Annotated in this window: 27 protein-coding genes and 1 tRNA gene; 17 read left to right on the top strand and 11 right to left on the bottom strand. The window is 52.7% G+C overall.

The window, feature by feature from the left end:
• Positions 1–51 precede the first annotated feature (51 nt).
• Positions 52–1239, top strand: coding sequence for a type IV pilus twitching motility protein PilT (locus tag SIB41_RS01965; protein WP_413360040.1), 1188 nt, complete (start codon positions 52–54; stop codon positions 1237–1239).
• Between the two features lie 7 nt (positions 1240–1246).
• Here the strand turns inward: SIB41_RS01965 and SIB41_RS01960 are convergent, their stop codons facing one another.
• Both SIB41_RS01960 and tsaD read right to left on the bottom strand, forming a co-directional pair.
• On the bottom strand, positions 1247–1450 hold the full coding sequence (locus tag SIB41_RS01960) for a high light inducible protein (RefSeq protein WP_011130682.1): 204 nt from the start codon (positions 1448–1450) through the stop codon (positions 1247–1249).
• Positions 1451–1487: 37 nt separating this feature from the next.
• Entirely contained in the window at positions 1488–2558 is a 1071-nt protein-coding gene (gene tsaD / locus SIB41_RS01955) for a tRNA (adenosine(37)-N6)-threonylcarbamoyltransferase complex transferase subunit TsaD (RefSeq protein ID WP_413360038.1), read from the bottom strand.
• 77 nt (positions 2559–2635) lie between these two features.
• On the opposite strand from tsaD, the gene SIB41_RS01950 reads away from it, so the two are divergent.
• A complete protein-coding gene (locus SIB41_RS01950) occupies positions 2636–3148 on the top strand; it encodes a Photosystem I reaction center subunit III (protein ID WP_063400115.1) in 513 nt (170 codons plus the stop codon).
• 45 nt (positions 3149–3193) lie between these two features.
• Positions 3194–3316 carry a photosystem I reaction center subunit IX gene (psaJ, locus tag SIB41_RS01945; RefSeq protein ID WP_011130685.1) on the top strand — a complete coding sequence of 41 codons (123 nt, stop codon included), beginning with the start codon at positions 3194–3196 and terminating at the stop codon, positions 3314–3316.
• Positions 3317–3457: 141 nt separating this feature from the next.
• On the opposite strand, the gene gmk is transcribed toward psaJ, so the two are convergent.
• Entirely contained in the window at positions 3458–4027 is a 570-nt protein-coding gene (gene gmk / locus SIB41_RS01940; RefSeq protein WP_413360036.1) for a guanylate kinase, read from the bottom strand.
• Positions 4028–4096: 69 nt separating this feature from the next.
• Here gmk and SIB41_RS01935 point away from each other — a divergent pair, with 69 nt between their 5' ends.
• The 8 genes from SIB41_RS01935 to SIB41_RS01900 all read left to right on the top strand — a co-directional run bounded on the left by SIB41_RS01935 (position 4097) and on the right by SIB41_RS01900 (position 11233).
• Complete coding sequence (locus SIB41_RS01935) at positions 4097–5815, top strand: NFACT RNA binding domain-containing protein (protein ID WP_413360033.1); 1719 nt, start codon at positions 4097–4099, stop codon at positions 5813–5815.
• A 124-nt stretch (positions 5816–5939) separates the two neighbouring features.
• A complete protein-coding gene (tatC, locus tag SIB41_RS01930) occupies positions 5940–6680 on the top strand; it encodes a twin-arginine translocase subunit TatC (protein ID WP_413360030.1) in 741 nt (246 codons plus the stop codon).
• Between the two features lie 388 nt (positions 6681–7068).
• Positions 7069–7605 carry a cytochrome b6-f complex iron-sulfur subunit gene (petC, locus tag SIB41_RS01925; RefSeq protein WP_011825335.1) on the top strand — a complete coding sequence of 179 codons (537 nt, stop codon included), beginning with the start codon at positions 7069–7071 and terminating at the stop codon, positions 7603–7605.
• A gap of 53 nt (positions 7606–7658) precedes the next feature.
• Positions 7659–8591, top strand: a complete 933-nt coding sequence (gene petA, locus SIB41_RS01920; RefSeq protein ID WP_413361318.1) for a cytochrome f — start codon at positions 7659–7661, stop codon at positions 8589–8591.
• Positions 8592–8611: 20 nt separating this feature from the next.
• Positions 8612–9526 (top strand): prolipoprotein diacylglyceryl transferase, encoded by a 915-nt coding sequence (gene lgt / locus SIB41_RS01915; protein WP_413360027.1) that lies wholly within the window; start codon positions 8612–8614, stop codon positions 9524–9526.
• Positions 9526–10281 (top strand): precorrin-4 C(11)-methyltransferase, encoded by a 756-nt coding sequence (gene cobM, locus SIB41_RS01910; protein ID WP_063415668.1) that lies wholly within the window; start codon positions 9526–9528, stop codon positions 10279–10281. Before lgt ends, cobM begins: the two co-directional genes overlap by 1 nt.
• Before the next feature lie 27 nt (positions 10282–10308).
• A tRNA-Val gene (locus SIB41_RS01905) sits at positions 10309–10380 on the top strand.
• A gap of 166 nt (positions 10381–10546) precedes the next feature.
• Entirely contained in the window at positions 10547–11233 is a 687-nt protein-coding gene (locus SIB41_RS01900) for a helix-turn-helix domain-containing protein (RefSeq protein ID WP_413360024.1), read from the top strand.
• Positions 11234–11425: 192 nt separating this feature from the next.
• Here the strand turns inward: SIB41_RS01900 and SIB41_RS01895 are convergent, their stop codons facing one another.
• Positions 11426–13126, bottom strand: a complete 1701-nt coding sequence (locus tag SIB41_RS01895; RefSeq protein ID WP_413360022.1) for a Ppx/GppA phosphatase family protein — start codon at positions 13124–13126, stop codon at positions 11426–11428.
• A 53-nt stretch (positions 13127–13179) separates the two neighbouring features.
• Between SIB41_RS01895 and SIB41_RS01890 the strand changes: the two genes are divergently transcribed.
• On the top strand, positions 13180–14073 hold the full coding sequence (locus SIB41_RS01890) for a 4-hydroxybenzoate polyprenyltransferase (protein ID WP_413360020.1): 894 nt from the start codon (positions 13180–13182) through the stop codon (positions 14071–14073).
• 3 nt (positions 14074–14076) lie between these two features.
• Positions 14077–14976: a S66 peptidase family protein gene (locus SIB41_RS01885; protein ID WP_413360018.1), complete on the top strand. Its 900-nt coding sequence runs from the start codon at positions 14077–14079 to the stop codon at positions 14974–14976.
• 575 nt (positions 14977–15551) lie between these two features.
• Here the strand turns inward: SIB41_RS01885 and SIB41_RS01880 are convergent.
• Both SIB41_RS01880 and ispD read right to left on the bottom strand, forming a co-directional pair.
• A complete protein-coding gene (locus SIB41_RS01880) occupies positions 15552–16334 on the bottom strand; it encodes a hypothetical protein (RefSeq protein ID WP_413360016.1) in 783 nt (260 codons plus the stop codon).
• Positions 16335–17453: 1119 nt separating this feature from the next.
• Positions 17454–18137: a 2-C-methyl-D-erythritol 4-phosphate cytidylyltransferase gene (ispD, locus tag SIB41_RS01875; RefSeq protein WP_413361317.1), complete on the bottom strand. Its 684-nt coding sequence runs from the start codon at positions 18135–18137 to the stop codon at positions 17454–17456.
• A gap of 73 nt (positions 18138–18210) precedes the next feature.
• On the opposite strand from ispD, the gene SIB41_RS01870 reads away from it, so the two are divergent.
• The 3 genes from SIB41_RS01870 to fabG are packed head-to-tail and all read left to right on the top strand — an operon-like array spanning position 18211 to position 20926.
• On the top strand, positions 18211–19050 hold the full coding sequence (locus tag SIB41_RS01870) for a glycosyltransferase family 9 protein (protein ID WP_413360014.1): 840 nt from the start codon (positions 18211–18213) through the stop codon (positions 19048–19050).
• The gene (locus SIB41_RS01865; RefSeq protein ID WP_413360012.1) at positions 19047–20126 is read left to right on the top strand and encodes a potassium channel family protein; all 1080 of its coding nucleotides are present in this window, start codon (positions 19047–19049) and stop codon (positions 20124–20126) included. The genes SIB41_RS01870 and SIB41_RS01865 overlap by 4 nt, the downstream gene beginning before the upstream one ends.
• A 47-nt stretch (positions 20127–20173) precedes the next feature.
• Entirely contained in the window at positions 20174–20926 is a 753-nt protein-coding gene (fabG, locus tag SIB41_RS01860; protein WP_413360010.1) for a 3-oxoacyl-[acyl-carrier-protein] reductase, read from the top strand.
• A gap of 23 nt (positions 20927–20949) precedes the next feature.
• Here fabG and SIB41_RS01855 read toward each other — a convergent pair whose 3' ends face one another.
• On the bottom strand, positions 20950–21126 hold the full coding sequence (locus tag SIB41_RS01855; protein WP_011825322.1) for a hypothetical protein: 177 nt from the start codon (positions 21124–21126) through the stop codon (positions 20950–20952).
• 129 nt (positions 21127–21255) lie between these two features.
• Here SIB41_RS01855 and groL point away from each other — a divergent pair, with 129 nt between their 5' ends.
• Positions 21256–22947: a chaperonin GroEL gene (gene groL, locus SIB41_RS01850; RefSeq protein WP_413360008.1), complete on the top strand. Its 1692-nt coding sequence runs from the start codon at positions 21256–21258 to the stop codon at positions 22945–22947.
• 144 nt (positions 22948–23091) lie between these two features.
• Here groL and SIB41_RS01845 read toward each other — a convergent pair whose 3' ends face one another.
• From SIB41_RS01845 to SIB41_RS01830, 4 genes are all read right to left on the bottom strand, one after another.
• Positions 23092–23784, bottom strand: coding sequence for an N-acetylmannosamine-6-phosphate 2-epimerase (locus SIB41_RS01845; protein ID WP_413360006.1), 693 nt, complete (start codon positions 23782–23784; stop codon positions 23092–23094).
• Positions 23785–23786: 2 nt separating this feature from the next.
• Positions 23787–24032, bottom strand: coding sequence for a hypothetical protein (locus tag SIB41_RS01840; RefSeq protein ID WP_413360004.1), 246 nt, complete (start codon positions 24030–24032; stop codon positions 23787–23789).
• A gap of 26 nt (positions 24033–24058) precedes the next feature.
• Positions 24059–24913: an ABC transporter permease gene (locus SIB41_RS01835; RefSeq protein ID WP_413360001.1), complete on the bottom strand. Its 855-nt coding sequence runs from the start codon at positions 24911–24913 to the stop codon at positions 24059–24061.
• Positions 24914–24989: 76 nt separating this feature from the next.
• Positions 24990–26003 carry an ABC transporter ATP-binding protein gene (locus SIB41_RS01830; protein WP_063403669.1) on the bottom strand — a complete coding sequence of 338 codons (1014 nt, stop codon included), beginning with the start codon at positions 26001–26003 and terminating at the stop codon, positions 24990–24992.
• Between the last annotated feature and the right edge of the window lie 20 nt (positions 26004–26023).

The raw sequence follows: 26023 nt of genomic DNA, 5'->3' as shown, positions 1-26023 counted from the left end.
TGCCAAGAGCTTCGCCGTGACGAAGCTGAAGAGAGCGGCCACAATCCCCTCGTGAGTCAACCGGTCTTTCCGCCCAACTTCCCCCCTCAAGCACCAAAGTCCGCCTCTCAGTCGGCGGAGCCGATATCAAGATCTTCTACAGAGGGATTAACCCCATTCGCTGGAGCCACGCCTGGGGTCTCTCCCAACTTGGAGGAGATCGTACGAATCGCCTATCAAGAAGGACATTCCGATGTACACCTAGGCGTTGGCGAAGTGCCCCGTTTCCGAGACCGCGGCGAAATGCAAAGCACAGATTGGCCTGTAACCGATCCAGAAAGATTTCAAAGCTGGTTGCAAGAGATCCTCTCCGCGAATCAGATCGATGAATTCTTTAGAAGCAAAGAATTCGACGGCTCCCATGCCTTTCCCTTCGCAAGAGTCCGGATCAACCTGCTGGATTCCCTCACGGGACCAGCGATGGTGCTTCGCATCATTCCCCAAACAATTCTCACCCTTGAGCAACTGCAACTCCCTGATGTCCTGAAGGGCCTCTCATCCAAGCCCAAAGGACTTGTCTTGGTGACCGGCTCAACCGGGTCAGGGAAAAGCACCACCCTGGCAGCCATGATCGACTGGATCAATAGAAATCAACCCCGCCACATCCTCACCATCGAGGATCCTGTGGAGTTTGTACACAAGAGCAAGCAATCCCTTGTCAAACATCGAGAACTGGGGAAACACACCCTGAAGTTCCACAACGCCCTGAAAGCAGCCCTACGAGAAGACCCAGATGTGATCCTGATCGGTGAGATCCGTGATCAAGAAACCCTGGCCACAGCGATTGAGGCCTCCCAAACGGGGCACCTGGTGTTTGGCACTCTGCATACCAACTCGGCAGTCAAGACCATTGAGAGAGTCCTGGGCATGTATGCCCCAGAAGATCAAGAGTGCATGCGTCGCTCCCTTTCAGAATCACTGCTGGGGGTGATTGCCCAAGGGTTGATCCGAACAACCGACAACAAGCGAGCTGCCTACCACGACATCCTGATTAATACCGATGCTTGCAAGGACTACATCCAAAGAGGAGCACTTGAGGATGTTGAGGAGATCATGGAACGCAGCAGCTTTGATGGCATAATCACAGCCAATCAATCATTGCTGAATCTTGTCGATAGTGGCCGGGTAGAACCAGAGATTGCAGTCGCCGCAAGCTTTAAACCCAACGAACTAGCCCAAAGCATTCGTGGCCGCAATTGAACCACACCTAATTCAGCCAGGCTCTGCAATCAGCAGGCATCACTAGACGCAACAACAACAACACACTGATCCCAATAATCAATCCCGCCATTGCCATACGACCATTCCATATCTCGGCCTGTGGAGTGAACCCTCGTCGCCAAGCGTTTAGCTCTTCACTACTGACAGGTTCCGCAGAGGTGTTGGAATCAAGTGGAGATTCAGAAGCCATCGCTGCACAGCAGACAAGGTCAAGCTAATTCGCTTCTTCAAAATGGGGGAGGTGAATGGTACAAAACCTCGGTTTTGTCCAATGGCCATCGGGCTGCCACTCCCAGCTCAAGAGAGCTGCCATTAACCCCAGACACCAAGCGCTGCAGGGCCGCTGCTCCAATCATGGCGGCATTATCCGTGCAGTATCGAAGCGGTGCCGTGTGCACTTCAATTCCCTGTTCTTGTCCACGTTTGCTCATCAGTTCTCTTAGGCGGCGGTTAGCAGCGACTCCTCCAACCATCACCACAGTTTTTAGGCCCTGGTCATTAGCGCAGAGCAAGCTGCGCTCGACCAAAACATCTGCAACCACTTGCTCAAAACTGGCAGCAAGATCTGCGCGGGGCAGGTCTTCATCAGCCTCTGAAAGAGCCTGAACCAGGCGCAGCATGGCAGTCTTCAATCCGCTGAAAGAGAAATCGTAAGGATGAAATCCACCACCAGGCTTAGAGACCCGTCCTTTGGGCAAAGAAAATCTGCCAGAGTCTCCAGTCGCGGCCAACGCCTGAATAGCGGGGCCACCTGGATAGGCCAAACCGAGCAAACGGCCAACTTTGTCAAAAGCCTCTCCAGCAGCATCATCATGGCTACGTCCAAGACGCACCATCTCACTCTCTGCCCCGACCCGAATCAACTCAGTGTGTCCCCCGCTCACAAGTAGCACCAGATAAGGAGGGCGTGGAGGATGTTCCGCCAAGCGCACTGAAGCCAAATGCCCCTCCAGGTGATGAATGCCAAAAAAAGGCAGCGCATGGAGAGCAGCCAAAGATCGGCCTGTCACCGATCCCACCATCAGTGCTCCGGCCAGCCCAGGGGTCACCGTTGCCGCTACAGCATCAAAGCGAGCCATCGACTGTCCCGCCTCCTGCAAAACCTCCTCTACAAGATGAGGCAGAGCCTCCACATGCAAGCGAGAGGCCACTTCCGGTACCACGCCTCCCCACTGGGCATGTTTCTCCACCTGAGAAGCAATTCGGCTAGCGACAACCTGCAAACACCCGTTATTTAGACGTAGAACTGCGGCAGCCGACTCGTCACAACTTGTTTCGAGGGCAAGCACCGTCGGCATAGTTGTGGGAAGCCTCATTTACATTTTACTTGTGACATCCTGCCGTTCCGGAGCAGGTCTTACAGGAATCGAAACCGATGCGTCGTCTCTTCGCCGTTGTGCTCTCGGCTCTGCTGGTTCTCGGCTTTGCACCCGTTGCTAAAGCTGACATAGCTGGCCTAACCCCTTGCGCTGAGAATGCCCGTTTTCAGCAGCGAGCCAGTGCTGCAGACACTCCACAGGCCATTGCCCGCTTTGACCGCTACAGCAAATCCTTGTGCGGTGATGACGGACTCCCACACGCTCTAATCCCAGCGCCAACTGAGCCGTTTGCGATGTCCTTTATTCGCGGCCATGAAGGCGAAATCATGATCCCAGGGGTGATTTTCATCTATATCGCTGGAATCATTGGTTGGGCTGGTCGTTCTTATCTCCAGGCCATCAAAGCCAAAGGCCACAAAGCAGCCTTAGACAATGAGATCCATCTCGATATAACCCTGGCTTTCAATTGCATGCTCAGAGCTTCTGCCTGGCCGTGGCTCGCTCATATTGAAGGCCAAAATGGCAGCCTCCGTGAGAGCGACGACAAGATCACAGTTTCACCACGCTGAGCAATATTCTCCTCTTAACAACCACCCCATTTCCCCTTTATCAAGATGAGAAAATTCTTCGAAAGCTGGCCAATGGCTGCCGTTCTCTGGGTATGGCTCACAGCGGGAATCATTGTTGAATTCAACCGCTTCTACCCAGATCTTCTCTTCCACCCAATGGGTCTTTGAAGAGCTGAAGAGCATCAACAACTACAGCCAAGAAACAAATTAGCTTCTTGGCTAAACCCCTTCAAAAAGCCCTCTAAAGGGGCTTTTTTTATTGGCCTATGTTGTCAAATAACGCTTTAAGGTCAGGAAAAAGTCTTCGCATCAACAGCTCAGACCCATCAAAGACTCCAGCTCAATCACAGCAACCTGCAGGTTGTCATTAATCACCACTGCATCAAACTCCTGCTGAGCCATCAATTCCTCCCGCGCCCTAGCTAAACGTCGCTGAATTGCCTCTTCAGGATCAGTGGCGCGTCCGCGAATGCGTCGTTCAAGCTCCTCGAAACTGGGCGGCGCCAAAAAAATCTGAAAAGCTTCAGGGAAACTGCGCCGCACCTGTCGGGCCCCTTCCAGTTCAATCTCAAGCAAAACCGGACGGCCTAATGAAAGCTGCTCCTCAACAGGTTGGCGTGGGGTGCCATAGCGATTGCCTGCAAATTCAGCCCATTCAAGACAACCGCCAGCTTGAACCAGTTCTGCAAAGCGATCACGGTTCAAGAAGAAGTAATGATCACCCTCAATCTCGCCTTGCCTGGCTTCACGCGTTGTCGCCGAAATAGACAGCCAGATCTCTGGATGGAGCTCTAGGAGTTGCTTCACCAACGAACCCTTGCCAACGCCACTGGGCCCAGTAATCACCGTGAGCTTTCCTTCAGCGGCGGATGAAGCCATTGATTGCATTGCATTGAATCGGATCGCAGAGTAGGAAGGCTGCGTGCAATCCAGGTCCCGACTGAATCGATGGCCCCTGCTGCCCTACAGGTCATGGACCTCTCAAGCTTGCGCGCTGTACTGAGCGAGCTCCGCAAGGAGGTGCTGCCAAGCCGCTTCGAAAAGGTCCAACAACCAGAACCTCATACCCTCCAACTGGGGCTGCGCACACTCAAAGGTCTTGTGTGGCTGGAACTCAGTTGGCGTGCTGATTGTCCCCGACTGGTCAAGATCACCCCTCCTCCCCGCCTAGGCAGCGGCAGCACTTTGGCCCAGCAGATTCAACATGGCCTTCGACAGATGGCGCTCATTGAACTGAAACAGAAAGGATTTGATCGCGTGGTGGAGTGCGGCCTCGCCCACCGCCCCGGCGAACCTATCGAGCGCACTCTTGTGCTGGAACTGATGGGACGCCACAGCAACCTGCTTCTGCTTGATCGTCAACGCCAGGTAATCACCCTTGGACGCCAGGTACGCAACCATCAATCAAGAGTGAGACCAATCGGAACTGCAGACATCTATGTCGCTCCACCGCCGATGCAAGGCAGAGAACCAAGCTCAAAGGAATCCCTAAAACGCTGGAAAGACATTCTCTGCCTTGTGCCAACCAAGCTACGTAGCGCTCTGCAGCAGTGTTACCAAGGCATCAGTCCTGCACTCGCTTTGCAGCTGGTTGACGACGATGCAAAAAAAGCACATGCCCTGCTGGAGCTTTCAGTACTTGAGATCACCGACGAGCAATGGCAACTCCTTTACCACCGCTGGAGTCGATGGCTGGACTGCCTTGAGAAAGAGCGCTTCACGATGAGGTTTGACGGTCCAAGCAGCTACCGCGTCTGGGACTGTGACACCTCAACCTCCTCCTCCTTCACCGATGGGCTCAGCCTCACTCTCGGGAGTTATTACCGAAGGCATCTTGAAACCCAATCTCTCAATCAACTAGCCGAAGACCTCCAGAAAAGACTTTTTCAGTGGCGACAACGAGAGGAGCAGGCCCTTGGCGAACAACAGGGTCGACTCAAGGAAACCAGTCAAAGCAATTCTCTTCAACAACAAGCCGACGCCATGCTTTGCCTGCCTTCGCCGAGCAAGGATCTGATCAACCAAACCCAAAAGCTCTACCGAAAAGCTCAAAAATTCCGCCGCTCAGTGACCGTGCTGAAAACACGGATTGAACATCACCAGCAAAGGCTGCAGCTGATCCAAGGCAGTGAAACATTTCTGGAAGATCTGCTTGGAACCAGCTGGGAAGGACGGCGAGAACGGTCGATAAGGCTGCAGGAGTTGCGGCAGGAGCTAGACGAGTTGCTGATCTCTCAATCCCGCAATCGCCAGAAGCGGGGCCGTCGCAATCAACAACCCCCAAGCCCCCTCGAACTGACCACTCCTGGTGGACTCATCGTTCAGGTTGGTCGCAACCACCGCCAAAACGATTGGATCAGCCTTCGCCAAGCTCGCCCTGGTGATCTTTGGTTTCATGCCCAGGAATGTCCAGGCAGCCATGTCGTTCTCAAGGCCTCCAATGGCCATGCTGAGGAGGCCGACCTGCAACTAGCTGCAGACCTGGCCGCTCACTTCAGTCGTGCTAGAGGCAATCAACGCGTACCTGTGGTGATGGTGCCCACAAGCAACCTGCAGCGAATCCCAGGAGCAGGCCCAGGGACCGTGCGATACCGGGACGGAAACCTTTGCTGGGCTGAACCAGACCGAGGGCTTCAACACCTCTCTGCCTCAGAACTCTTAGTCTGATGAAAACCAAGCGGCGCCTGTTCTGACCAGTCCCGATCAGCCCACAGGTTCGGTTCTTCCACCCCCTACCCCGATTCACGTCGAGCAGGGAATCAAGCACACCGAACTACCCCACGACGTGGAAATGCCTCTGGTTGATCACCTGGAGGAATTACGGCAGCGAGTGCTGCGCAGTCTGCTTGCTGTTGTTTTAGCGGCAGGTGTCTGCCTGCTCATGGTTAAGCCGCTCGTACGGCTGTTGGAAGCTCCGGCTGGATCCATTCACTTTCTTCAGCTGGCCCCAGGAGAGTTTCTATTCGTCTCAATCAAGGTGGCAGGCTACGCAGGCTTAACACTTGCACTGCCCTATGTGCTCTACCAAGGGCTTGGATTTGTATTGCCTGGCCTCACTCAACGGGAACGACGTCTGATCGCGCCAGCAGTAGCTGGATCAGCGATCTTGTTTCTAGCCGGCCTTGCCTTCGCCTGGTGGGCCCTAGCACCAGCAGCTCTGAAGTTTCTGGTGAGTTATGGCGCCGATGTAGTCGAGCCACTGTGGTCAATTGAGCGGTATCTCGATTTTGTGCTTCTGCTGATGCTGGCTACCGGCCTGGCCTTTCAGCTACCTGTGCTCCAGTTGATATTAGGAATTCTGGGGTTATTGCACTGGCAACCCATGTTGAGTGCCTGGCGATGGGTCGTGCTTGGTGCCGCCTTGGCTGGAGCTGTATTGACCCCATCCACTGATCCAATCACCATGCTGCTGCTGGCTGGAGCCATTACAGCCCTTTTCCTGATTGGAGTAGGCCTAGTGGCGCTAACTGATCAATTCAGGCCAGACATGCCTGCAAGCGAAAGCGACCAGCCTCCTACAGCCACAAATTGAGAAGCTTGATCTTTCTGTTGTGCGCGCCAGCAATTCCCAGACGACCTCTGCCAAGCCCAGTCGAATGACCGCCTAAAGCGCCTCGCCGAGATGATGGCGATAAGCCTGTTGATCCAGAACATAAAGATTGCTGCTCAAATACGCCCAGATCTCCTGCAAGTAGAGACTCTGGCGGCACACCAACAAGTGCATGCCTTAGAAAGTTTGCAGACAATTCCTTAAGCAAGCAATTCCCTCTCCTAGCTCTAGAGGCAACAGAGCATCGTCAAGGATTAGCCAAAGCACAGAATGATGCAACGATTGCATTGAAAAGCCCAGTCTTTGCAAAGCGTGACGGGCCCTTCACAGTCCATAATGGTCTCCATTCTGCGCAGATCGAACATCCGTCATGACACAAATGACCTCGAGTGATGTGCCCGGGATGGGTCGTCGGCAGTTCATGAACCTGCTCACTTTCGGGTCAGTGACTGGCGTTGCGCTTGGATCCCTCTATCCAGTGGTGAAGTACTTCATTCCACCTCGTGCCTCCGGGAGCGGAGGTGGCACGAGCGCCAAGGATGAACTTGGCAATTCGGTCACAGCAAGCGGCTGGCTTGCGAACCATTCAGATGGTGACCGCAGCCTTGTCCAAGGGCTGAAAGGTGATCCCACCTACCTGATTGTTGAAGGTGATGATGCCATTGGCAGTTACGGAATCAACGCGATCTGCACCCACCTCGGCTGCGTGGTGCCTTGGAACAGCGGGGTTAATAAATTCGTCTGCCCGTGTCACGGCAGCCAATACAACTCCACCGGAAAGGTCGTAAGGGGGCCGGCACCCCTCTCTCTCGCATTGGCCAACATCGCTGTCGAGAACGACAACGTCTTTGTAAGCCAATGGACCGAGACAGACTTCCGCACGGGCGAGAAGCCCTGGTGGACCTGAATCTGACAACCAAACGCACCATCGTCGTTCCAGCTCTCCTATCCCCTCGCATCATGCGTCGCCTCATCCCCATCCTTCTCGGCTCACTGGTTCTTAGTTTGTCGATTCTTGTTGCTCCAGCTGCCAGCTGGGCCTATCCCTTCTGGGCTCAACAGAACTACGACAACCCCCGAGAAGCTACTGGCAAGATCGTCTGTGCGAACTGTCATCTGGCCCAAAAAACCACTCAGGCAGAAGTACCTCAATCAGTACTACCCGACAGCGTCTTCAAAGCAGTGGTGAAAATCCCCTACAAGAAAGACACAACAGAGATCAGCTCCGATGGCAGTGATGTGCCCCTCCAAGTGGGTGCCGTTGTCATGCTTCCTGATGGATTCAAGCTGGCCCCACAGGATCGCTGGAGCGAAGAGATAAAAGAAGAAACCAAAGGAGTCTTCTTCACTCAATACAGCGAAGACAAGGAGAACATCCTCCTTGTTGGCCCGCTTCCTGGTGACAACAACAAAGAAATTGTTTTCCCAATACTTTCACCTGATCCTGCGACTGACAGCAGTATTCAATTCGGCAAATATTCCATCCACGTTGGAGGCAACCGTGGACGAGGCCAAATATTGCCTACTGGTGAAAAAACCAATAACAACGCGTTCACAGCAACTGAAGCTGGCACAATTACATCTATTAAGTCTGGTAAAAATGGGGAAAGCGACATCAAGCTCAAAACTGACAGCGGAAAAGTTATCAGTGAAACCATTCCAGCTGGTCCAAGCCTATTGGTAAAAGTAGATGACAAAGTAGAGGCTGGCGCCCCCTTAACTAGCGACCCCAATAGTGGTGGCTTCGGACAACTCGATACCGAGGTTGTGCTCCAGAATCCAGTTCGAATCTATGGACTCTTGGCATTCTTTGTAGCAGTTTCTCTCGCTCAGATCTTACTTGTATTGAAGAAGAAGCAAGTCGAAAAAGTTCAGGCAGCTGAGGGGATCTGATCCCCATTCATCTCAACTCAATGGACGCATTCATCGCGACCTTTACCTCTCCAGGGCCCGAGCTCTTTCAGCTCGGGCCCTTTGCCTTGCGATGGTATGGATTGCTAATTGCCATCGCCGTACTGATCGGCCTCAATCTGTCCAGCAGCCTGGCCCGTAAACGAGGCCTTGAGCAGGGCTTGATCAGTGATCTGCTGCCCATTCTCGTATTAACTTCCGTTGTTGGAGCACGCATCTACTACGTCGCATTTGAGTGGAGGAACTACAGCGGAAACAATTTTTGGAGCTCGATCAATATCTTTGGACTCGCCATCCCAATCCCAAGTGCCGTGGAAATTTGGGGTGGAGGAATCGCTATTCATGGGGCCCTGCTTGCTGGCACCCTTGCAGTATTGATCTTCTGCCGTTGGCGTCGCCAAGCCTTCTGGGATGTTCTTGATGTGCTTGTCCCATCCATTGCCCTTGGCCAGGCAATCGGACGCTGGGGAAATTTTTTCAATAACGAAGCCTTCGGTGTTCCAATCAAGGGCGACCTTGCTTGGAAATTGTTCATCCCATTCGTGAATCGTCCACTTAATTATGCCAATAACGAGTTTTTCCATCCGACATTCCTCTACGAATCAATTTGGAATCTTCTAGTCTTCACGCTGCTAATTGTTCTTTTTCAACGCAGCAGCAAAGGACTACTGAAGCTTCCCGCCGGAGCGTTGAGCTGCATCTACCTGATCACTTACAGCCTAGGCAGAGTCTGGATCGAAGCACTTCGAACTGATCCCCTCTGCCTAGGCGCCTTACCACCTTCCTGTGAAGGGGGCCTGCGTATTGCCCAGCTGATGAGTTTGGCGATGATGGCAGTTGGAGGTTTTGGCCTCTGGTGGCTCTATGGTCGCAAACGAAAGCTACCGGACCCTGGTAGGCCTAGGTCATTCGCTTGATGAGCAGAATCTCCATCGTTGGTGCAGGTCCAGGCGCGACTGATCTGCTAACCCTGCGTGCCGCAGAACATCTCAAGCAGGCTGAGGTCCTTGTATGGACCGATTCACTGGTTTCACCAGATATTGCAGCATTGGCACCTGAATCCTGTGAACGAATCCGCACCAGCTCAATGACCCTCGAGGAAGTTCTTCCGCTTCTGGTGAACAGGGCACAAGCAGGCAAGCGGGTGGTCCGTCTTCACGACGGAGACCCCTGCCTTTATGGGGCCCTGTCGGAACAGATCTGTGGCCTTGCTGACGCAGGCATTGAAGTAGAGGTTGTGCCGGGTCTGAGTGCTTACCAAGCGACAGCCGCAGCACTAAAAGCTGAACTCACCATCCCTGGCCTTGTCCAAACCATAGTTCTCAGCAGAGCAGGAGGACGCACCGGTGTTCCCGAGCGCGAAAACCTCCAACATCTGGCATCACTTGGAGCCTCTCTATGCCTCTACCTCAGTGCACGCCATGTGGAGGAAGTACAAGCCACACTGCTGCAGCACTATTCAGCTGAAACTCCAGTAGCTATAGGCTACAGGGTGAGCTGGCCCGATCAATGGTTAAGCGTGGTGCCTTTGAAGCAAATGGCTACGACCTCCCGTGAACACGAGCTGATTCGCACCACCCTTTATGTCGTTAGTCCGGCCCTAGCTGCAGGACGCCAACGTTCGAAGCTGTATTCTCCAAGCCACAAACATCTCTTTCGCCAAAAGGGCTAAAGAGAGTGTTTTAAAATCCAGTAGTGCGGGCGATTAGCACAGTGGTAGCGCACTTCCTTCACACGGAAGGGGTCGTGGGTTCGAATCCCGCATCGCCCATAAGTTTTAATGCCAAGCATTTGCTTGATCTGCTCATCATCAAAACCAAGTGATCCCATATACATGGGAACAAATGATGCCTGACAAGCTCAGTGCTTCCAACTAAGGTCAAATGAATGCAGGTCAACACTCCTCTTCCTTAATGCCGGAGCACCCTCAGGACTTCTTGAGTGACCAATCCCACTCAGAGCAAATCTCCACACCACTGATTCCAGTTGGTGCGTTGCTTAGAGAAGCCCGCGAAAAACGGGGGTTTTCAATAGCAGAAATCGCGGGAAGTCTTCGAATAGGCAAAGAGCAACTAATAGCCCTGGAGAATGGAAACACAGACCTACTACCTGAGCCGGTTTTTATCAGAGCCATGGTGCGCCGGGTCGCCGAGCGACTCAACCTCGATGCGACTGCCCTTGTGCAGCAAATTCAGGTCCTCATTCCCTCAAGATCCGAAGCCCTACGCCAATCAAAGAGCAAAGCATCTAGTCCAAACCTAAAAGTGATACCTGCATTGGCCTTTTCGGGAGGATTAATTGGATTGACTGCAGCAGGACTAGCCATCACCTATTACAGCAACCCCAACACCTTTACCCGCATCCAAACAAGCATCAACAACGCAATCATTTCAATCAACAACACTGCCGACGGCATGATCTTTAGGTCTTCGACTCGTTCAAAGGATGTAAAAGATGAGCCTAAGGACACCGAGCTAATCTCTCAGCCTGCAGTTGCAACACCTAACCAAAATTTGCCATCAACATCTCCAGCAGGGCTAAAAAAAACAAATAATAATAATCAACCAGCTTCAACTGAACAGCCAAAAACACAGCCAGGCACCAACTCCAACCCCCAACAGTGAAGCTGAGATTGTTTTTGAAGGCACCCTTAGCGAGCCTCTCAGCTATCCACTAGAGGAAGCCCTAGAAATCTTTGCAGGGCATCCTGATCTGATTCATATAACTCATAATCGAAAACCGCCTACTGCTCTGGGTGCAATTAGAAAGATCCGCTGGCATCAATTAACCAACAACAACCTAATACTGAACTAAGTTTACTCCTTAACGACAACTTTCATGGTTACACCGCTTGCTTCTTTCACAACCGAAGCACAGCTCTTCAAGCTCCATTGTTCAAGGCTGAGGTTCTGATTCAATCCTTCCGGCACTAGTTCAAAGACAACCTGATCATCATCAGCGGACTCCACTCTTATTGCAGCCACCACTGGCTCAGGACGGCGATCAATGGCTGCTGCTAAGCGCAGCAACAAAACCATCTCGGCAACGAGGCGACGATGCTCCCGGGTGGCTAAAGCCTGCCATTCCAGATGACGCTTCTTGGGAAGACTGCGGCGGTGATAGCGCGCAATAGCCGCAACCATCAAATGCTCCGCTTCCGAATAGCCGAGCAACTCGCCATGACGAATGAGATACCAGGAATGCTTGTGATAAGCACTGAGATTGATGTGCTGACCACAGGCATGCAACATTGCCGATGCCCAAAGCAGATCCCGACCACCTCCATCATCGTGATGAAGAACACCATGTGTGTGGTCGTAAAGGCTGAGTGCATGGCTGGCTACACGCTCTGCACGGCGGTGATTCACTGCAAAACGCTGCACCTGATGAATCACGGTGCGCTGACGAATACTGCTCTGAAAACTAAAGCGATCCTCCAGGAGGCCATGTCGCAGCATCCAGTCAACGATCAAACCCTCCCTCAGAGCCCTTTCACTCAGCACCAGCTCATCAGCAGCGAGCATCTGCATGGCGGTTTGAAGAATCAGCGCACCCGGAACGATGATTTCGGCACGGCGATCATTAATCGGCGTCTGGATGCGACGCTGCTCAGGCGTCATCGCTATAAGCTTCTCAACCAGGCCATCAAGCCGGTGCCGTGTGATTCGATAGCCATGCAATCTCAACGGAGGGCGATCGTCTTCGCTAGCCAACAAAGCACCGATGGCCATGGAGGTTCCACTGGTGGCAACCATCACAGGGCTCTCCCCAGGCTTGATGCGACGGCAGACCTTATCAACAGCTGGCTCTAAAGAACCCTGAATAAATGTCTGCAAAAAGGAACGCCGTTGAGGGGGGATTGGTTCATGCTTGACAAAATCCCTCTGTAGCCGAACCGCACCAACCCGCGTGCTTGTCAGAGCCCGAGCATCGCGACCATCCGCGAGGATGAGCTCTGTGGAACCGCCACCGATATCGAGCAAAAGATGGGGACACTCCCCAAAAGGCATGCCAGACAAAACACCCAAATAGATCAGTCGTGCTTCCTCAGCACCGCTCAACAGATCCACCTCAAGGCCGAGTTGATCCTGAATCCGTTGCAAAAAATCCCGCCCATTTGAGGCTTCACGTACTGCGCTAGTCGCCGACGCAACCACCTGCTCCACCTGATGGCTGGCGGCTAGCTCCTTAAAACGTTTGAGTGTTTCAAATACCCGCTCCATAGCAGGCCCCGTGAGCTCTCCAGAGTCAGGGTCTCGCTCACCCAGTCTTGTAGTTGATTTCTCTGCAAGATCAACGCTGAAGGTGTGCAGGGAAGGATCAACCGTCGCCACCAAGAGATGGGTGGAATTGGTTCCAATATCAATCGCGGCAACATTGCGGAGCTCTCGCTCAGAACGGAGCTGACCAGCACTGGCGTACCTGGCCTCCTCCTGCTCGACATCAACCACACCGAAAGGCAATGGCTCGACACCTGGCATGAAATACAGGAGCCTGGAACGAGACCACTTTGCCATCAGCCAACGATGTCTGGAGGTCCCTCCCTAGGGTTCTTCAAACCCAGAAACCCGTGACCAGCAGATCCGTCTCTAATGGCTTAAGACAATGGCTAGAGCTGCTGCGATGGCACAAACCCAGTGGTCGGCTCATCCTTCTCGTACCAGCAGGTTGGAGCCTTTGGCTCACTCCGGATGCACCTCCTTTAGCAGAGCTTGTAAGTCTGATCGTCGTTGGAGGACTGATGGTGAGCGGCGCCGGTTGCATTGCCAACGATCTCTGGGATCGACGCATTGATCGCCAGGTGGAGCGCACCAGGAAACGGCCACTAGCAACGGGCAGCCTTCGAATTTCCACTGCTGTGGGCTTATTGATTGTGTTGTTGCTGCTCAGTCTTTTGGTCGTGGTCTCCCTGCCAACGCAAAGCCGGGGCCTATGCCTTGCTCTAGCCATCCTGGCCTTGCCACCGATCCTGCTCTACCCCTCGGCCAAGCGCTGGTTTGCCTATCCACAAGCGGTGCTTGCCCTCTGCTGGGGGTTTGCCGTACTGATCCCCTGGGCAGCAAGCCAGGCCAATCTCAACGGAGGCTGGCCACTGCTGGGCTGCTGGTTGGCCACTCTGATGTGGACGTTCGGCTTTGACACGGTTTACGCCATGGCGGATCGTCGTGACGATGCCAAGCTGGCCTTAAAAAGCAGTGCTTTGAGCTTGGGGAGCCATTCACTTAAAACTGTCGCGTTTAGTTATGCACTGGCATGCACCTTTCTGGCCAGTGCAGCAATGAGCGCAGGAGTGGGCTGGGCCTTTTGGCCCTTCTGGCTCATCGCCAGCATCGGCATGCAAAAAGAAACGTGGACCCTGCGAGGTTCCAATCAACCAATGACGACCTACGGGCAGCACTTTCAGCATCAAGTTCTGCTAGGCGCGATGTTGCTGCTCGGATTGATCCTGGGGCGCATCAGCTGAAGCATGGTGCAGCTCCGATCTGACCTGCTCACACCAGCGCTTCAACGTGGCGACGAGGTGATCACAGTGGCTGCGAGTTCAGCGCTGGAGGATGAACAATCACTGCTCGAAGGCCTCAAAGTCCTTGAAGGATGGGGATTAGTCTGCCGGTCGGAGCAAGTGAGTGAACGCCGCTGGGGGTACCTGGCGGGTGATGATGCCAGCCGCCAGCGCGAGCTAAATCCTGAGTCCCCTGCTGCTCTTCTTGCTTGTGCTCGCGGCGGCTGGGGAGCTGCACGTTTACTGGAACACAACCAAACCTGGCAACCAGGCTGGCTAATGGGGTTTTCAGATGTCACCGCCCTACTCTGGGCACGTTTGGCGGACGGGTTCGACGGCTGCGTGCATGGCCCCTTACTAACCACACTTGCCAAGGAACCCGCCTGGAGCCAAGTCCGACTGCATGATCTTCTCTTCGGCAAACACATCCCAGACCTTGAAGGGCAGCCCTGGATGGGTGGAGTAGCTAGCGGGCCATTGGTGGTCGCCAATCTCACTGTGGCCTCCCATTTGCTAGGCAGTAGCCACGTACCCGATCTCAACGGTGCAATCTTGATTCTGGAAGATGTTGATGAAGCGCCCTATCGCATCGACCGCATGCTGACCCACTGGCGCCTCGCAGGCCTACTACAAAGACTGGCCGGCCTCGGATTCGGCAGCTTTGAGGGATGTGAAGCACCTGAACAGATGCCTGGGCATCAAACCTTCCAGCTTGAGGAAGTCCTCAAAGAACGCAGTGTTGACCTCGGAATTCCTGTCGTCGGCAAACTCCCAGTTGGTCATTGCTGCGGCAATGCTGCCTTACCACTTGGACGACAAACCCAGCTAGATGGCAACCATGGTCGACTAATGCTTCTGCGCTGATTCTAAGTATTTCAATGATCAATAAAGCAGGGGACTTGTCAGCAACAACAGATCAAAGTACGATAAATATTCAGAATGTCTACAAAGAGAATGAATGAGCAATTGCCCTGACAAAAAGTAGATTATCTTTAAAAAATATCATACGCTCAGCACCTCTCGTACTTAACATGGCTGGCTCTCATAAAAGCATCATCCATCAGCAATTTATCGAGATCATTTAAAACTGACGGAATTATTTCCACCCATTAACCAAACAAAAACCAACAACAATTCCCAACCTAGTCCTTATTACAGCCAGGCAATAAATAAAATTATTATAGATCTAGAGACCTTTCGCATGGCCGCCATTAAAACACTTTCGCTGACCTGCTAAGGCAAAATGGAATCAACACTATTCAAGAGTTCTTCAGAGGAAAACTCTGATCAAAACCTTTAGACACTAAATAAAGATAGACAACATAAAGGCTGCCCAGCAAAGGAGGCCTTGGCATTACATTAAACATAGGAGTGGCTGGGAATAACCAACACCCTCATCATAGATAGATTGCTAGTTGCGCATTGCTGAACTTATTAACCTACACAAGAACATCATTCTCAACTCCCCAAATAGCTTGAAGAGCAGCAATATCAGTACTGGAGAACCAGTAATCCCAGCCATCAGGACTCATGTTATATGACATCACTGTGTCATCAGTATTCCAGCTGCCATTGAAGGGGTCTTGATGAGGATGTGACAAGCCAAGCGCATGACCTATCTCATGAACAATTGTATTTCTGTCAAAGTCATTTAATGCAGGCGAGCTGTCAGTGTCCTTCCATAAGACATCAAACCATGCGAAACCACCTCCGTACCTTCCGCCCTTAGGCTTAGCTTGTCCTACTGTCGAATTATATCCCCAATCGCCAACATAATTAACTGAATAGATATCAATCTCAGTGCCATAGTATGTATATTGCCGCTGAAAGTCTAAATCGATCAAAGGATCAAGCTTGTTGAATATATCCTCAATAAAAGCCACTTCTGCTATCGAATGACCACTACTGTGATACGAAGTATCCAGCGAGTCATTTGCTTCTTGCAAATAATCCCATCCAAATGATTTATCAATATAGTAATTAAGGATTTCATCTCCATCATTCAATACAGCATCACGAGTGTGATCATAGATGTGAGCACCTGAGCTACCAGGGATCTCAGCAAGAAGAGCATCAGCAGAAAGCTTCCTTGTGGCTGAGTCAGGAAGCTCAGCCACAGGCAATATCTCTGACCTACAGAAAAGGCAATTGCAACCTCCAACTGGACGGCTGGTCATTTCACCTATAAGTTCATCAAAAACAAGCGTCATCTTTTCGCTCAATGCATTTAGCCTATTCGCCCAAGTGAAAGATTGACACCATCCAACATATTTATTTATAGTGGCATTTGCAATACAATCAGTGCGCAAGTTTTCAAATACGTAAAGCTCACACTTTTGGCAAACTTTTTCCTAAAAGAAACCTGGCCATCGCTTAGAACCATTTGATCACACAAGGGGGCCCAGCGACTACGAATTAGGCAGGAATAGATAAATGAGGCACCTCATCCATTAAGGCGCTAAGCAAAAACCACTTAAGAGTAGATCTGGTCACTAAATTATCTGACAGGACCAACACATAAAGATTACATTCCCAAAGCTACTAATTCACAAAAAACAGGACATTGAAGTCGCATAAAAAGATTTGAACTAAACCCAATAAGGACAAGACAATAAAGCCATGCAAAAGCATGGGGACTTTTTGTGTTTACCATGAAAGAAACTAGCCAAATTCAACACCGATCCAGGTCGGCAGGCAACTCTGGCTCGAGCGACTACTTCAAAATATAGACTACTTCTATGGAACTCAAATCTGAGGGGCAGCAATTAAGCTCTGCCCCTCTCGAAGGATTTTACATCTCCCAGTTAGCAACTGGCCCCTTATTGAACAGGACTTGCAATATGCACGGGGACTTTGAATCTTGATATCTAAATATAGATCCAATATATCCTTGGACATTTGGTTGCCTTGATAACTCCTATCGAGACAAACATCCTTGCATTTATGCTCATAATCTTTCCTTGATTCAATATAACTCAAATTATATCTATCTATCCGATAGGCGACTTCTGAATTATTGGAGTCCTTGAATTCGATTAAAGATGGAGTAATTTTGACCACCTTGTAAGGCGCCGGAACTCGCAGCAGACGATTACTAGAAACATCTGTCACCTGCCTCTGCTTCACATTAATTACAAGTCTCCGTTCAGGCTTTCTCGAGGAGTAAGGAGAGGAATAGTGATGAGCGACATTGCTTGAAGTAGAGCAACTCATCAAGACATCATTACTTAAAGCGCCTGCTGGAAATAATATTCCACTTACAAGAAGAGAAATAGGGGTGAGTTCCTTGAGCAATTTCTCATGCTTCACTACTTCTAATTTATAGCTCACTTTCTAGATACCTATCTGCCTTTTGCCCTAAGCGCAAGCACTGCTTCGGCCACCGTGAGGTCAAACGGAGTTGTGACTTTGATATTGGCAGGACTGGCCTCCAACACCTGCACCGGCCATCCCAGGCGTTCATAAAGCGAGGCATCGTCAGTTACTGTCCAACCCTTGGCCTGAGCCTCAGCATGACCTTGTTTGAGCTGCTCCACAGCAAAGCCCTGCGGAGTCTGGGCCGCCCAAAGTTCCGCACGATCTGGTGTGCCCGTAATAATCCCTTGACCATCAACGCGCTTGATCGTGTCGGTAACCGGAGTTGCCGCAATCACAGCTTCGCCAGCCACCACCGCCTCAGCGCAGCGATTGATCAAAGCCGCTTCAGCTAAACATCTAGCCCCATCATGAATAAGAACATGCTGCGCAACTGAAGGCAACGCCTGTAATCCACGCTCTACGGATTCCTGCCTTGTGCTGCCCCCCTCAATCCAAACAACGGGTTTGGCTGCCTCAGCCAATAACTCCATGATCATTGCTCGGTCCACAGGTTGGCCAACAATGCCAACCCAATTGATCGAATCGGCTTCCATCACCGCATCAATCGTCCAAGCAAGAACAGGGCGTCCTGCCAGGGGCAAAAGCAATTTGTTGCGATCCGCTCCCATACGGCTTCCGCTTCCTGCCGCGACAATCAACAGATGCATATGCGCCTCCTGCCGCAAGCAGGCTGAAACCTCCTCCATACAATCAGCTCGCAACGCCTCTGCCTCTGGATCGATGCGAGTTCTCGCCCTCAGTCCGGGTCCTTTAATCCAACAGCTTCAGAGGCTTCCAGCCCTAGCAGCCGCAGCCAACCAGCTGCAAGGCAAACTGCAGCTGGCCTGCGATCCCACCCATCAAGCTTTGTGGAGTCTGTTGCCAGCGATAGAAAAGGTAATCCCAATCGCCTTTGACTCCAGCCCATCCCTCGCCGACTGGACCAATCTGCTCGGATCTGTAAGAGAAGGGGATTTTCAGGTTTGCTTCAATTTCGCCCAAGGGCAACAAGTGAATTTGATGCTCTCCATGAGCCACATCCCCATCAGGATTGCGGAACAAGGCTTTGCAAGCACAGCCCTCGTTGAGCCCAGCCAAGGTTGGCCTGCCCAACAATTGGACTGCTACCTCCAAGCGATTGGCCTCACTCTTGACGCCGACAGCTTCCGGCTGTTCCTGCCAGACGACAGCCTTCAGAAGGTTCGTGATCAACACCCCACTGGAGAAGGCCCCCTCCTACTGCTGGCTCCAAATGGCAACGATGGAGACTGGCCAACTCAGCAATGGTTAAGCCTGCCAAAGGCAATCAAAGGCAAATTACCCAATCTCAGAAGCATCACGCTGCCTTTAAAAGCACCCCTAATCCATCGCGCTGCCGAAGTGGCCTGCGCTGATGTCGTACTCAGCAGCTGTCCAATCACCCAACTGCTTGCCGTTTATAAAGGCGTTCCTTTGGTTGCCCTAGGCACTCCGGCCGACGCCTTACCTAAACGAGATGAAATCCGTTGCCTGGGTGCCAGTCATGCAGACATCAACTCAATCAACCAGCAGGAGGTTCTCAACGCACTGGGCTTCCAATGAAAAGTTGGTGGTACCCATTCAAACGAGCTCCGCTTGCAAACCTGCCGTTGCGAGTGCTCGCCAAACCCTGGCTAGGGCCAATCCTGGCCCTAGCCGTGGTGATCTTGATAGGAGCCTTGGGCTATCGCCTCACCGAAGGATGGGACTGGGGAGATTGTCTCTGGATGGTGCTCATCACCATCAGCACCATCGGTTATGGGGAGGTGGAGCCGCTCTCGCAAGCTGGGCGACTGGTCACTGTGCTGATCATTGCCGGGGGGGTGGTCGTGGTTCAGCTCACGATTCAACGGGCACTACGGCTGACAGAATCCGGCTACTTCCGCCAGCTGCGGGAGCTGAGGTTTCGCAGGGTCTTGCGGCGTATGCGTGATCACGTCATCGTCTGCGGCTACGGCCGCATCGGCCAAGAAATCGCCTCAAAGCTGCAACTCGAGCAGGTCCCAGTGCTTGTCGTGGAAATAGATCCAGCCAACAAACAAGCAGCAGAAGAACAAGGCCTAAACGTTTTACAAGCTGATGCCACCTTGGATGAGACGTTGCTTGAAGCTGGCTTAGACCATTGCCGCAGCCTGGTAGCTGCTTTACCCAACAATGCAGCAAACCTCTATGTGGTCTTAAGTGCCAAAAGCATGCAACCCCACTGTCGACTGATCTCACGGGCCGATAGTGAAGAAGCTGCCGTCAAGCTGAAACTGGCAGGTGCCAGCGTGGTAGTGAGCCCCTATGTCGCCGCAGGCCGCACCATGGCTGCCACAGCGCTGCGCCCCCTAGCTGTGGACTTCATGGATCTGTTGGCTGGATCGGATTATGAAATCGAAGAATTCCAACTCAGCCAAGACCCACTGAAGTTCAACAAACTGAGCCACCGCAGCCTGGCAAAACTTCAACTGGGCCGACGCAGTGGAGCAATGGTGCTGGCCATCCGAGACGGCTCTTCCCTGATGGCCAACCCCAGTAGCGAAGTCGAACTGGCCCCAGGTCAGTTACTTGTTGTCCTAGGCAGCAAAGCTCAACTCATCCGCTTACGTGAATTACTCGGCGAAGCATTGGACACCATCGAAAAGATGGCTAGTTGAGAAGAACTGCAATGGGTCCGTACGATCCTGCGAGAACGAATCACGCCATGACCTCTTCTCCCCCCCTAACTGGCCAAACCGCCCTGATCACAGGAGCCAGTCGCGGGATCGGTCGTGCTGTAGCCCTTGCCCTAGCAGAGGCAGGCGCCGAAGTAGTCGTGAACTACTCAAGCTCAGCTGATGCAGCAGAAGAAGTTGTTCAAACGATCACCAGCAACGGTGGCTCTGCCTATGCCATCAAAGCCAATGTGGCAGAAGAAGACGCCGTAGACCAACTGATCAAAACCGTGCTTGAACGCAGCAGCAGCCTGGATATTTTGATCAACAATGCAGGCATAACTCGCGATGGCCTGTTGATGCGAATGAAAAAAGAAGACTGGCAAGCCGTCGTCAATCTCAACCTCACAGGTGTGTTTCTATGCACTCGGGCTGTTGCTCGCACGATGCTTAAGCAAAAAAGCGGCAGAATTATCAATATCACCTCCGTGGTGGGCCTGATGGGCAATGCAGGCCAAGCCAATTACGCAGCAGCCAAAGCAGGAGTGGTGGGCCTCACGAAAAGTACAGCCAAGGAAGTTGCCAGCCGGGGAATCACTGTCAATGCTGTAGCCCCAGGTTTCATCACAACAGACATGACAAAAGAGTTGGATTCAGAGCCAATTCTTGCCGCTATCCCCTTGGGATCCTTTGGCACCCCAGAGCAAGTCGCTGGAGCTGTGCGCTTCTTGGCAGCCGACCCTGCAGCGGCTTACATCACTGGACAAGTGCTACAAGTTGATGGCGGCATGCTGATGGGCTGAGAAGCTACTGCTGGATCAGACGTTCAGGATTCCAGCGGCTGTCCCAGTTCATCTCGCAAGCGCCGGATGCGCTGAAGAAGTCTTAACCGTCTGCTCCTGGCAGTGGCTGTCAGGAAGAGACGCAAGGGCACATACACCAAAGCCATGATTCCGGCCAGGCCGGCCATGATCACAAAAAACAGCGCCCCAGTGTCATTCATAGCTGGACCATACCCACCCAATCCCCTGCAAGCCCACTCATAACAGCAAGGATTCGGCTTTCCCCACTTATGCCCCCTCGCCCGCAGTGAACGTCCTATGGGACATTGACGAGCGGGTACCAGCAGACCATGGCCAAACTCCTCAGTTTTTCGGATGACTCCCGCAGGGCGCTTGAGCGCGGTGTTAATTCACTAGCCGATGCCGTGCGCGTCACCATCGGCCCCCGTGGCCGCAACGTGGTGCTTGAGAAAAAATTTGGCGCCCCAGACATCGTTAATGACGGCGTCACCATCGCCAAAGAGATCGAACTTGACGATCCATTTGAAAACCTTGGTGCCAAGCTGATTCAACAGGTCGCATCCAAGACAAAAGACAAGGCAGGGGATGGCACCACAACCGCCACAGTGCTTGCCCAAGCGATGGTGCATGAAGGCCTACGCAATGTGGCCGCTGGCGCCAGTCCAATCGAACTGCGGCGTGGCATGGAAAAGGCCGTGGCCCAATTGGTAGAAGAGCTTGCCCAGCTCAGCCAAGCTGTTGGAGGTAATGCCATCCATCAGGTCGCCACCGTTAGCTCAGGGGGAGACCAGGAAGTGGGCCGGATGGTGTCTGAAGCCATGGACAAAGTAAGCGCCGATGGAGTGATCACTGTTGAGGAATCCAAATCTCTCGCCACCGAGCTAGAAGTCACTGAAGGCATGGCCTTTGACCGCGGTTACAGCTCCCCTTACTTTGTTACCGATGCAGACCGTCAGATCTGCGAATTTGAGAATGCCCTGCTGTTGCTCACAGACCGCAAGATCAGTTCAGTTTCCGATCTTGTGCCCATCTTGGAAAGCCTGCAGAAAAGTGGCTCCCCTCTCGTCATCATTGCGGAGGAGGTAGAGGGTGAGGCCCTTGCCACCCTGGTCGTCAACAAAAACCGAGGGGTCTTGCAGGTAGCAGCTGTTCGTGCACCATCCTTCGGAGATCGCCGCAAAGCTGCCCTGGCCGACATCGCAGTTCTAACTGGGGGAACTGTCATTAGTGAAGACCGCGCCATGACCCTTGAGAAAGTCAGCCAAGACGATCTAGGGCAGGTCCGACGAATCACAATCAGCAAAGACAACACAACCATTGTCGCCAAGGATGAGAACCGCGATGCCGTTAACGCCCGAGTGGCCTCTATCAAAAGAGAATTAGATGAAACTGACTCCGAATACGACCGCGAGAAACTCAATGAACGCATTGCCAAGCTGGCCGGTGGTGTAGCCGTCATCAAGGTTGGGGCCCCTACCGAAACGGAACTCAAAAACCGCAAGCTGCGCATTGAGGATGCGCTCAACGCCACCCGTGCTGCAGTTGAAGAGGGGATTGTGGCCGGTGGTGGCACCACGCTCCTGCGCTTAAGCAAAGGGCTGAGCAAACTGGCCGAACAGCTCAACGGCGATCAACGCACCGGCGTAGAAATTGTGCAGCGAGCACTCTCAGCACCTGCACGCCAGATTGCCATCAATGCTGGCGAGAATGGTGATGTAGTGATCTCTGAGATACAACGCCTTAACAAGGGCTTTAACGCCATCTCCAGCACCTACGAAGACCTTTTGGAAGCAGGCATTCTCGATGCCACCAAGGTGGTGCGCCTGGCACTTCAGGACGCAGTCTCAATCGCTTCGATGATGGTGACCACAGAGCTCGTGATTGCAGACAAACCCGAGCCTCCTGCTCCCGCCGGCGATGGCGGTGGAGACCCGATGGGTGGCATGGGTGGCATGGGTGGCATGGGTGGCATGGGTGGCATGGGTGGCATGGGTGGCATGGGAATGCCAGGCATGATGTAGTCCTGCCCCAAAGCTTTCCCTAGGGCTAGAAAAAGAACGCCGCCACAACGCATGGACAAGTCTCATGCGTTGTGGCTCTGCCTGGACAAGTCACAACCCAAATCAAGTCCCACAGTTCGGTTGATGCCAAAAAAGCTTTGGAAGTTAAGCCGCCAATGTTCGGCAATAGTTTTCCACCTGCAGGTCGAGACCGGTAATCGCTGTACCGACTACCACCATGTCTGCACCTGAAGAAAGTGCTTCTAGTGCTATCTGAGGAGAATCAAGCCCGCCTTCGCAGATGAGCTTGACATCTGAATCAAGTTGCTGCCGCAACGGCCCCAACAAACACAAACCTGGAGGCCGCTTAACAGCAGTTACTTCGGTATAGCCATAAAGAGTGGTGCCTACCAGGCTGCAACCAAGCTCTGCTGCACGTAAACCATTCTCGATCGAATCGACATCTGCCATCAGAGGAGCTCCCAAATCTTCCCGAACCCGACTCACCAGCTGCTCAAGAGTGATCCCCCCTGGCCGATGACGCTGCGTAGCATCGAGAGCTACGACATCTGCTCCCGCCGACCAGACAGCCTGAACCTCCTCCCATCCTGGCGTGATGTAGACAGCACTATCAGGGAAGGAACGCTTCCAAAGCCCAATAATCAAGGCGTCCGGACAACGGCGTCGAACGGCACCAATGTGTTCCGGACTTTCCAAACGCACCCCAACCGCGCCATTGCAAAGACTGGCTTCAGCCATGGCCGCGATCACCTGAGGATGACGCATCGGTGAACCCTCAGGCGCCTGAACAGAGACAATCAACCCCCGCCTGAGAGTTTCAAAAGCAGGCAAAGACATGCTCAGGATGCCTTTGACAGCTCTGCATTCGTGATTGGCGAGTAATGATGCGGCAAATGGTTTAGAGCAAAAGCAGGAGAAGGTAGTACTAACAACGAGTTCAGGACCGTCGGGGATTGCTCCGACAGAGGCTCCTGCCCTTGAACGAAAACCTCTAAACAGTCCTGAAAATCAAAGAACCATTGCATCTGCCACAGACTCAGCAATGTCATGACGAAATAGCGATACACCTGCTGGACGTCAAGCATGGCAAGCAGTGGAGTGGCGCACTAAATCAGGCGAGTTTACGGTTCAACAAAGGACGAATCATCAGGAACAAGACAACGGTGACCACCATCAACACGGTCAAACATCCATAACCACTCACATTCCCGTAAGGAGCATCAAGCAGAACGACACCAAGATCAAGCGGACCGGCATAGGCAGCTCGTATGGGCTCAATCGCAAAAGTAAGAGGATTTAGGGCCGCAAGCCAGCCAAGCCAACCAGGCATAAAGGAAAGCGGCGCCAGAGCCGTGCTCGCAAACAACAAAGGCAAATTGGCCACAAAGATCACTGCAATCAATTCAATGTGACCTGGCAGAGCAAAAGCCAGGCCAAGGCTCAAGGCAGTGAACGCAAAAACCAGCAACAACAAGGTGAACAACACCAAGACCAGTCCCGAAACACCTGGCCAGCCGTAACCCAGCAAGGCAGCCGTTGCCATGATCGCCAGGCTCTGCAGAAGACTTAGAGATGTGATGTAGATCACAGAAGCAAGCACGATCGAGCTGCGACTGCGCAGCGGAGCCACCAGAAGACGGTTTAAAAAACCAAATTCACGATCAAACATCACTGGCAATCCAGCATTGAGTGCACCACTGAACGCGGTGAACACAATCACACCAGCCCCTAAGAACCGCCCGTAGCTCATGCCTCCTGGCAACAAACCATCCGGAGCATTAGAGAACAAAGCACCAAACAACACCAACCAGATCAAGGGCTGAAGGATGCCAGCAATCAAGGTCGAAGGGCGTCGCAACAGCTGCAAGAAAAGTCTGCGAGTGAGGGCCAAAGTTTCCTGCACAAGATCAACCAATGGCCCCTGCTCTGCAGCACGGGTAGTAACAGCGGCAACAGGGCTAGTCATGGAGTGACTGTCAGCAGAACGAATGAGAAAAGGGTGGATTAAGGCAGATCCAACTCAATAAAACGAACGAAAGGGATCAACGCATCGCTTTTTTACGCTCCAGCTTTGAGTCTCGTTGACCAGCTACAGCTAACTCAGCGTCCATCAGGGTTCGGCCAGTGGCCTGCAAATAAACATCATCCAAGCTCGGGCGACTGTGAGCGAGGGCAAAGACAGGCAGCTGAGCACCATCAAGTTGCTCACGCAAACGAGGCACAACCTGTTCATTCTCTACAACAAGGTTGAGGGAAAAACCCTGTACCCGATTGACCACCACCTGGCGCACACCATCCACACCTTGGAGAAGCTGCCTGACCTGCTCGGCCTCACGATCATCGCTGAATTCCTTCACACGCAGAGTCACCCGATCACCTCCAAGTTGCTGCTTGAGCTGATCAGGAGTTCCCTCTGCGATCACTCGCCCGTCATCAATGATCGCCATCCGATCAGCAAGGGCCTCAACCTCCTCAAGGTAATGGCTACTAAGGAGCACGGTGGTGCCTTGGGCCCTCAACTCACGCAACAATTGCCAAATCGCTGAACGACTCTCGATGTCCAAACCAACGGTGGGCTCATCCAACACCAGCAACTGTGGTTGATGCAACAAACCTGAGGCCAGGTCTATCCGGCGACGCATGCCACCCGAATAGGTGCCGCAACGTCGATCAATCCAATCCTGCATGCCAAGGCAATCAATCAATTCAGCAATGCGTCCATCCCTATCGCTAGAGCGCAAGTGATACAAATCCCCCTGCAACTGCAACAACTCCCTACCTGTGAGGATCTTGTCGATAGCAACCTCTTGTGCCACATAGCCCAATTCGAGCCGCACAGCACGAGGATCACTTAAAGCATTGAGGCCAGCCACGCTGACCGTGCCTGAATCAGGAGCCAGAAGGGTGCAAAGAATCCTGAGAGTGGTTGTTTTGCCTGCACCATTTGGACCAAGCAAACCATAAAGACATCCCCGAGGCACCTTTAGGCTGAGACCTTTTAGGGCTTGAACCGTTCCATAGGACTTCTCAAGCTGCTTCAGTTCAATCATCGGCATCAAGAGGGAACGTAGTACAA

It is taken from the genome of Prochlorococcus sp. MIT 1201 (genome assembly GCF_047303415.1).
GTDB lineage: Bacteria > Cyanobacteriota > Cyanobacteriia > PCC-6307 > Cyanobiaceae > Prochlorococcus > Prochlorococcus marinus_D.
Note: the sequence above shows the minus strand (reverse complement) of the source record. Positions and strands in the feature narration are given on the sequence as shown.

What these genes read in the sequence shown, in the direction of transcription:
- SIB41_RS01960 (WP_011130682.1), bottom strand. Translation starts at nt 1,450, where the DNA reads ATGGCTTCTGAATCTCCACTTGATTCCAACACCTCTGCGGAACCTGTC.
- tsaD (WP_413360038.1), bottom strand. Translation starts at nt 2,558, where the DNA reads ATGCCGACGGTGCTTGCCCTCGAAACAAGTTGTGACGAGTCGGCTGCC.
- SIB41_RS01950 (WP_063400115.1), top strand. Translation starts at nt 2,636, where the DNA reads ATGCGTCGTCTCTTCGCCGTTGTGCTCTCGGCTCTGCTGGTTCTCGGC.
- psaJ (WP_011130685.1), top strand. Translation starts at nt 3,194, where the DNA reads ATGAGAAAATTCTTCGAAAGCTGGCCAATGGCTGCCGTTCTCTGGGTA.
- gmk (WP_413360036.1), bottom strand. Translation starts at nt 4,027, where the DNA reads ATGGCTTCATCCGCCGCTGAAGGAAAGCTCACGGTGATTACTGGGCCC.
- SIB41_RS01935 (WP_413360033.1), top strand. Translation starts at nt 4,097, where the DNA reads ATGGCCCCTGCTGCCCTACAGGTCATGGACCTCTCAAGCTTGCGCGCT.
- tatC (WP_413360030.1), top strand. Translation starts at nt 5,940, where the DNA reads ATGCCTCTGGTTGATCACCTGGAGGAATTACGGCAGCGAGTGCTGCGC.
- petC (WP_011825335.1), top strand. Translation starts at nt 7,069, where the DNA reads ATGACACAAATGACCTCGAGTGATGTGCCCGGGATGGGTCGTCGGCAG.
- petA (WP_413361318.1), top strand. Translation starts at nt 7,659, where the DNA reads ATGCGTCGCCTCATCCCCATCCTTCTCGGCTCACTGGTTCTTAGTTTG.
- lgt (WP_413360027.1), top strand. Translation starts at nt 8,612, where the DNA reads ATGGACGCATTCATCGCGACCTTTACCTCTCCAGGGCCCGAGCTCTTT.
- cobM (WP_063415668.1), top strand. Translation starts at nt 9,526, where the DNA reads ATGAGCAGAATCTCCATCGTTGGTGCAGGTCCAGGCGCGACTGATCTG.
- SIB41_RS01895 (WP_413360022.1), bottom strand. Translation starts at nt 13,126, where the DNA reads ATGGCAAAGTGGTCTCGTTCCAGGCTCCTGTATTTCATGCCAGGTGTC.
- SIB41_RS01885 (WP_413360018.1), top strand. Translation starts at nt 14,077, where the DNA reads ATGGTGCAGCTCCGATCTGACCTGCTCACACCAGCGCTTCAACGTGGC.
- ispD (WP_413361317.1), bottom strand. Translation starts at nt 18,137, where the DNA reads ATGCATCTGTTGATTGTCGCGGCAGGAAGCGGAAGCCGTATGGGAGCG.
- SIB41_RS01870 (WP_413360014.1), top strand. Translation starts at nt 18,211, where the DNA reads ATGCGAGTTCTCGCCCTCAGTCCGGGTCCTTTAATCCAACAGCTTCAG.
- SIB41_RS01865 (WP_413360012.1), top strand. Translation starts at nt 19,047, where the DNA reads ATGAAAAGTTGGTGGTACCCATTCAAACGAGCTCCGCTTGCAAACCTG.
- fabG (WP_413360010.1), top strand. Translation starts at nt 20,174, where the DNA reads ATGACCTCTTCTCCCCCCCTAACTGGCCAAACCGCCCTGATCACAGGA.
- SIB41_RS01855 (WP_011825322.1), bottom strand. Translation starts at nt 21,126, where the DNA reads ATGAATGACACTGGGGCGCTGTTTTTTGTGATCATGGCCGGCCTGGCC.
- groL (WP_413360008.1), top strand. Translation starts at nt 21,256, where the DNA reads ATGGCCAAACTCCTCAGTTTTTCGGATGACTCCCGCAGGGCGCTTGAG.
- SIB41_RS01845 (WP_413360006.1), bottom strand. Translation starts at nt 23,784, where the DNA reads ATGTCTTTGCCTGCTTTTGAAACTCTCAGGCGGGGGTTGATTGTCTCT.
- SIB41_RS01840 (WP_413360004.1), bottom strand. Translation starts at nt 24,032, where the DNA reads ATGCTTGACGTCCAGCAGGTGTATCGCTATTTCGTCATGACATTGCTG.
- SIB41_RS01835 (WP_413360001.1), bottom strand. Translation starts at nt 24,913, where the DNA reads ATGACTAGCCCTGTTGCCGCTGTTACTACCCGTGCTGCAGAGCAGGGG.
- SIB41_RS01830 (WP_063403669.1), bottom strand. Translation starts at nt 26,003, where the DNA reads ATGCCGATGATTGAACTGAAGCAGCTTGAGAAGTCCTATGGAACGGTT.